A 6206-nucleotide genomic window follows, 5' to 3' on the forward strand; every position below is an offset into this window, starting at 1 on the left:
CCAGCGGCAGCGGCGCGGCGAGCCGCAGCTGGGCATGTCCAATGTCGTTGAGCTCCAGGGTGGTGGTGGGCTCCAGCTGGAAGTTGGCGAGGTCCAGCTTTCCGGTCACGTTCCGGACCAGGGCCTGGACCGTGCGGGTGCCGTGCTTGACCAGCACCTTCGCGCCCTCGCGGAGCGGCTTCGGCGAGAGCCAGCACAGCGCGGCGTACAGGTCGGCAGAGGCTTCGCGGATGGTTCCGGCCGCCGCGATCGTGTCGCCGCGTGCAACGTCGAACTCGTCCGCGAGGCGCAGCGCCACGGACTGCGGGGCCACGGCCTCGGTGAGCCGCCAGCCTGCGAAGTCGATGCCCGTCACCGTGGTGGTGCGCGGCGCCTGGCCCGGGGTGAGGACGCTGACCTTGTCCCCCAGCTTCACCGAGCCCTCGGTGATCTGGCCGGCGTAGGCGCGGTAGTCGCGGTAGCCTTCGACGTCGAGCCCGCCGGCGACGGCGTCGGGAGCCAGCGCCCCCTGCGGCCGGACGACCAGCTGGACGGGGAACCGGAAGCTTTCCAGGTGGCTCTCGAGTTCGTCCGCGGCCGGCAGCGTCTCGAGGACCTCGAGCAGGGCCGGCCCGTCGTACCAGGGGGTGCGGTCCGAGCGGTCCACGACGTTGTCGCCGTCGAGCGCGGACACCGGAATGACGAAAAGATCGGCGATGCCGGCGGTATTTGATTCTTCCCGACCCAGCCCGAGCTCGCGGCCGACCTTCTGCACGTCGGCCTCGATCTCGCGGAACACGGACTCGCTGAAGTCCACGAGGTCGATCTTGTTCACGGCGACGATCACGTGCGCCACGCGCAGCAGCTGCAGCACGGACAGGTGCCGGCGGGTCTGCTCGAGGACACCCTTGCGGGCGTCAATGAGCACGACGACGGCATCCGCGGTGGACGCGCCGGTCACCGTGTTCTTGGTGTACTGCACGTGCCCGGGGCAGTCCGCGAGGATGAAGCTGCGGCGGTCCGTGGCGAAGTAGCGGTAGGCGACGTCGATGGTGATGCCCTGTTCCCGCTCGGCGCGCAGGCCGTCGGTCAGCAGCGCGAGGTCAATCGCTTGGGTGCCGGTGGCACCGGCGCCCCCGAAGCCCCGGTCCGCCGAGGTGCGGGCGACGGCGTCGAGCTGGTCGGCGAGGATCGCCTTGGAGTCGTGCAGGAGGCGGCCCACCAGGGTGGACTTGCCGTCGTCGACCGATCCGGCCGTGGCGAAGCGGAACAGGGAAGCGTGGGCCAGCGGGGCCTCGTCAAGCAGGGCGGCCGCGCGGGCGGTGTCGATTTCGGTGCTCATTAGAAATACCCGTCCTTCTTGCGGTCTTCCATGGCGGCCTCGGAGATGCGGTCATCCGCCCGGGTGGCGCCACGTTCGGTGATGGTGGAGGCCGCAACTTCGATCACGACGTCGCGCACGGTGGCGGCGGACGATACCACCGCGCCGGTGCAGGACATGTCCCCCACGGTCCGGTAGCGGACGGTCTTGGTGATGACCTGCTCGGTGTCGCGGGGCTGGGAGACCTCGCCGACCGCGCGCCACATGCCGTCGCGGGCAAAGACCTCGCGGTCGTGGGCGTAGTAGAGGCCGGGCAGGTCGATGTTTTCGCGCTCGATGTAGCGCCAGACGTCCAGTTCGGTCCAGTTGCTGATCGGGAAGGCGCGGACGTGCTGGCCCACGGTGTGCCGCCCGTTGTAGAGGTTCCACAGTTCGGGGCGTTGGTTGCGCGGGTCCCACTGGCCGAACTCGTCGCGCAGGCTCAGGATGCGTTCCTTGGCGCGGGCCTTGTCCTCGTCGCGGCGGCCGCCGCCGAAGACGGCGTCGAATTTGTTGCGCTGGATCGCGTCCAGCAGCGGCACGGTCTGCAGCGGGTTGCGGGTGCCGTCGGCGCGCTCGGCGAGCTCGCCGGAGTCGATGAACTCCTGGACGGAGCCGACGACGAGCTTCAGTCCCAGCCGCTCCACGGTCCGGTCGCGGAATTCGATGACCTCGGGGAAGTTGTGCCCGGTGTCCACATGCAGCACCGGGAACGGGACCTTGCCCGGCCAGAACGCCTTGGTGGCCAGGTGCAGCATCACCACGGAATCCTTGCCGCCGGAGAACAGCAGCGCAGGCTTCTCGAACTCGGCCACGACCTCGCGGATGATGTGGATGGCCTCGGACTCGAGGGTGTCCAGGCTGGAGAGCCTTGCCACTGCTTCTCCACGCGGCTTGGCGTTTGCCGTCTCCCCCAGCCTCGCAAGCTCGGCCGGGGGCCCCTGACGGCTCACTTCACTCGCTCGTTCCTCGCTCGCGCGATGCGCCGCTTTCGGAGAATCAGCGTCAAGTTCCAGCACGGAAAGCTCCAGGTCCTCGTTGGTGGTTTTGATGCTCATACGTGTAGTCCGCATTCTGTCTTGTCGGTTCCTGCCCAGCGGCCGGCGCGGGGGTCGTCGCCGGGCGCTACCTTGCGGGTGCAGGGCTGGCAGCCAATGGACGGGTAGCCCTGTGAAAGCAGCGGGTTGACGGGGAGGAGGTTGTCATCGGAGTACTGGACCAGCTGGTCGAAGCTCCAGGCCGCGACCGGGTTGACCTTGACCAGGCCGTTGGTCTCGTCCCACGTGACCAGCGGGGTGTTGGTGCGGGTGGGGGCCTCGTCGCGGCGGACGCCGGTGAACCAGAGTTCGTAGCCGGCGAGGGTGCGGCGCAGCGGGGCCACTTTGCGCAGCGCGCAGCACTGGGCGGCGTCGCGGGCGAAGAGGTCCTTGCCGAGGAGCCGGTCCTGCTGTTCCACGGTGTTCTCCGGCAGCACGTCGACGACGTTGACGTGCAGGCTCGCGGCGACCTCGTTGCGGGTCGCGTAGGTTTCCGCGAAGTGGTAGCCGGTCTCCAGGAAGAGCACGTCGACGCCGGGAAGCTGGTCCGCGACGAGCGCCGGGAGGACGGCGTCGGCCATGGAGCAGGCGACGGCGACGGCGGGCAGCTCGAAGTTGCGCGCCACCCAGGCGATGACCTCGCGGGCCGGGGCGTCCCAGCCGAGCTCGGCGGCGCCGGATTCGGCGACGGCCTTGAGCTCGTCGTGGGTGCGGAGGACGGCGCTCACTGCAGATCCCCCTCATCGGCGGCGAAGGCCCATTCGGCGAAGGTCTGGCCCTCGGTGTGGTCGGCCACGAACTTCCGGACCACGCGCTCGACGTAATCGGGCAGGTCCGCAACATAGACCTTGAGGCCGCGGACGGTGCGTCCGAGGCCCGCTTCCTCGCGGCTGTCGGAAGCCAGCCCGCCGCCGAGGTGGACCTGGAAACCCGGGGTGGGATCGCCGTCGGGCGTGGGCAGCATCATGCCCTTGAGGCCGATGTCCGCGGTCTGGATCCGGGCGCAGGAGTTGGGGCAGCCGTTGATGTGCAGCGACAGGGCCTGCGGGAGCTGCTTGGACTCGACAAGGTCGGCGAGGCGGCGTTCCAGCTCGGCGACCGCGGTGGCGGCCGTGACCTTCGTTTCCACGATGGCCAGCTTGCAGTATTCGATGCCGGTGCAGGCGATGGTGCCGCGGCGGAAAACGGACGGCCGGGCGGAGAGGCCCAGGGCGTCGAGTTCGGCCACGAGCGGTTCCACCTGGTCCTTGGGCACGTCCAGGACGACGAGCTTCTGGTGCGGGGTGGTGCGCAGCCGCTGCGAGCCGCGGGCTTCCAGGGTGTCGGCGAGCTTCACGAGCTGGCCGCCGGAGAGGCGGCCGGCCAGCGGGGTGGCGCCGATGAAGAACTTGCCGTCCTTCTGCTCGTGCACGCCGATGTGGTCGCCCGGGGTGGAGGGCTTGGGCGCGGCCGGGCCGTCGTCGAGCTTGTAGCCGAGGTATTCGTCCTCGAGGACCTGGCGGAACTTTTCCGTCCCCCAGTCGGCCAGCAGGAACTTCAGCCGGGCCTTGGTGCGCATGCGCCGATAGCCGTAGTCGCGGAAGATGCTGGTGACGCCGAGCCAGACGTCGGCGGCCTGGTCGGGCCGGACGAACGCGCCGAGCCGCTTGCCCAGCATGGGGTTGGTGGAGAGCGCGCCGCCCACCCAGAGGTCGTAGCCGATGCCGAGCTCGGGGTGGACCAGGCCCACCAGGGCGACGTCGTTGATCTCGTGGACCACGTCCTGGCTGGGGTGGCCGGTGATGGCGGTCTTGAATTTGCGCGGCAGGTTGGCGAGTTCCGGGTCGCCGATGAACCGTTCGGCGAGCTCGTGGATCAGCGGCGTCGGGTCGATGATCTCGTCCTTGGCGATGCCGGCGACCGGGGAGCCGAGGATGACGCGGGGAACGTCGCCGCAGGCTTCGGTGGTGGACAGGTCCACGGATTCGAGCCGGCGCCAGATCTCCGGGACGTCCTCGACCCGGATCCAGTGCAGCTGGATGTTCTGCCGGTCGGTGAGGTCGGCCGAGCCGCGGGCGAAGTCGACGGAGATCTGGCCGATGACGCGCAGCTGCTCGGTGGTGAGGGCGCCGCCGTCGATCCGGACGCGCAGCATGAAGTATTTGTCCTCGAGCTCGTGCGGCTCGAGCGTGGCGGTCTTGCCGCCGTCGATCCCGGGCTTGCGCTGGGTGTAAAGGCCCCACCAACGGAAGCGGCCGTGCAGGTCCGTGCCGTCGATCGAGTCGAAGCCGTGCTTGGAGTAGACGGATTCGATGCGTTCGCGGACGTTGAGGCCGTTGTCCTCCTGCTTCCAGGTTTCGTTGGCGTTCAGCGGCGCGGTGCCGTCCACTTTCCACTGCCCGTGCGGCTTTGCGGCGGGGCGGGAGGTGGGGCGCTTGGTGCGGCCTGGGGCAGCCTGGTCCGGGGACGCTCCGGCTAGAGCTGTATCAGTCATGGATCGACTGTAGGGCGGCCCGTAATGCCGTCACAAAGGGTCGGAAACGCGGGGTCACCTAGGGCAACAAATCGTCACGAAGAGTCGGCGAGCCTTGAAGTGGCGCGGATCGTGTGCATGGTGCGGGGCGGTTCAGGCCCCCGCTTCAGGCCCCGCTTCAGGCCCCGCGGCGAGGGCGGCGTCGTAGCGTTCCAGCGCGATTTCGGCGAGCACCGGGGACGGCAGCAGGGCCGCCGTGACGAGGTCCGCGCCGGCCTTGTGCAGCTGGTCGTGGAAGAAGCCCGGGGCCAGCAGGTACGCGGCGATGACAACGCGGCCGCCCAGGTCCACGGCCCCCGCGGACTCCCCCGCGCCGGCGCCGCCCGCGGCCTCCTCGCGGAGCATGGCCACGGCGTCGGGCACGGACGGCTTCGCGGACGCGCCGTAGGCGGCCACGATCCGGTTGGAACGCAGCGCGCGCAGCTGGCCGGCAAGTTCCTCGACATTCTTCGCGGCGGTGGGGTCGGAGGACCCGGCAGCGGCGAGGATGACGGCGTCGTTGTCGGTCACGCCGGCTTCCCGGAGCCGGACGTCCAGCAGCGCCGCGAGCCGCGGGTCGGGCCCCAGCGGGGCGGCGGCGCGGGTGCCCGGCCGGCTCTTGACCGCCCGAGCGATGTCCACCTTGACGTGGTACCCCACGCTGAGCAGCAGCGGCACGACGACGGCGGTCTCCCCCGCCGGCAGGGCCGCCACGACGGCCGGGAGGTCCGGGTCCTGGACGTCGACGTAGGCCTCGCGGACGGCGAGCCCCGGCCGGAGCGCGGCGATCCCGTCCCGGAGGGCGTTGACTTCGGCGGCCCCCTCCGCGCTGGAGGTGCCGTGGGCGCAGGCGATCAGGATGGGGCTATTCATAGCCGTTAGCGTAGCCTTGGAGCCGCCCCATCCGCCCCTTGATATCCGACCGGGACCCTCCATGACTTTTTCCTTCAGCGCTGTCGCGGTCTGGCTGGACCTGGCCGGCGTCTTCTTCTTCGCGGTTTCCGGGTCCCTGCTCGCGGCCCGGAAACAGTTCGACATCATCGGTTCCCTGCTGCTCGCCTCGGTGGTGAGCCTGGGCGGCGGCGTGATCCGCGACATCATCATTAACGCCGGGCCTCCCGCGGCCTTCACCAACCCGGCCTACCTGGCACCGCCGCTGCTCGCCGCGGTGCTGGTGTACTTCCTGTTTTCGAGCGTCCAGCGCTACACCTCGCTGCTGATCCTGTTCGACGCCGGCGGCCTGGCGCTCTTCTGCATCACCGGATCCCTCAAGGCGCTGGCCGCGGGGATGAACCCCATTGCGGCGGTGCTCCTCGGGGTCACGACGGCGGTGGGCGGC

The 6206-nt window shown here is 69.9% G+C and carries 6 protein-coding genes; 1 reads left to right on the plus strand and 5 read right to left on the minus strand.

The annotated features are described in order from the left end of the window. The 5 genes from BJQ90_RS12975 to BJQ90_RS12995 all read right to left on the minus strand — a co-directional run. Positions 1–1321: sulfate adenylyltransferase subunit 1 (locus tag BJQ90_RS12975; protein WP_226760669.1), on the minus strand; the 1321-nt coding region annotated here is incomplete at its 3' end. After that, positions 1321–2397, minus strand: a complete 1077-nt coding sequence (cysD, locus tag BJQ90_RS12980) for a sulfate adenylyltransferase subunit CysD (protein WP_226760670.1) — start codon at positions 2395–2397, stop codon at positions 1321–1323. The genes cysD and BJQ90_RS12975, both read right to left, overlap by 1 nt. Next, the gene (locus tag BJQ90_RS12985; protein ID WP_226760671.1) at positions 2394–3104 is read right to left on the minus strand and encodes a phosphoadenylyl-sulfate reductase; all 711 of its coding nucleotides are present in this window, start codon (positions 3102–3104) and stop codon (positions 2394–2396) included. Before BJQ90_RS12985 ends, cysD begins: the two co-directional genes overlap by 4 nt. Further along, on the minus strand, positions 3101–4849 hold the full coding sequence (locus tag BJQ90_RS12990) for a nitrite/sulfite reductase (protein ID WP_226760672.1): 1749 nt from the start codon (positions 4847–4849) through the stop codon (positions 3101–3103). Before BJQ90_RS12990 ends, BJQ90_RS12985 begins: the two co-directional genes overlap by 4 nt. 132 nt (positions 4850–4981) lie before the next feature. Continuing rightward, positions 4982–5740: a sirohydrochlorin chelatase gene (locus BJQ90_RS12995; RefSeq protein WP_226760673.1), complete on the minus strand. Its 759-nt coding sequence runs from the start codon at positions 5738–5740 to the stop codon at positions 4982–4984. Between the two features lie 61 nt (positions 5741–5801). Between BJQ90_RS12995 and BJQ90_RS13000 the strand changes: the two genes are divergently transcribed. Continuing rightward, positions 5802–6206, plus strand: a 405-nt coding sequence (locus tag BJQ90_RS13000) for a trimeric intracellular cation channel family protein (protein ID WP_226760674.1), incomplete at its 3' end; no start/stop codon positions are given.

The sequence above is a fragment of the Arthrobacter sp. SO3 genome (assembly GCF_020532825.1).
In the GTDB taxonomy this organism is placed as follows: domain Bacteria; phylum Actinomycetota; class Actinomycetes; order Actinomycetales; family Micrococcaceae; genus Arthrobacter.

Coding starts and splice junctions, on each gene's coding strand:
- BJQ90_RS12990 (WP_226760672.1), bottom strand. CDS start 4,849: ATGACTGATACAGCTCTAGCCGGAGCGTCCCCGGACCAGGCTGCCCCA.
- BJQ90_RS12995 (WP_226760673.1), bottom strand. CDS start 5,740: ATGAATAGCCCCATCCTGATCGCCTGCGCCCACGGCACCTCCAGCGCG.
- cysD (WP_226760670.1), bottom strand. CDS start 2,397: ATGAGCATCAAAACCACCAACGAGGACCTGGAGCTTTCCGTGCTGGAA.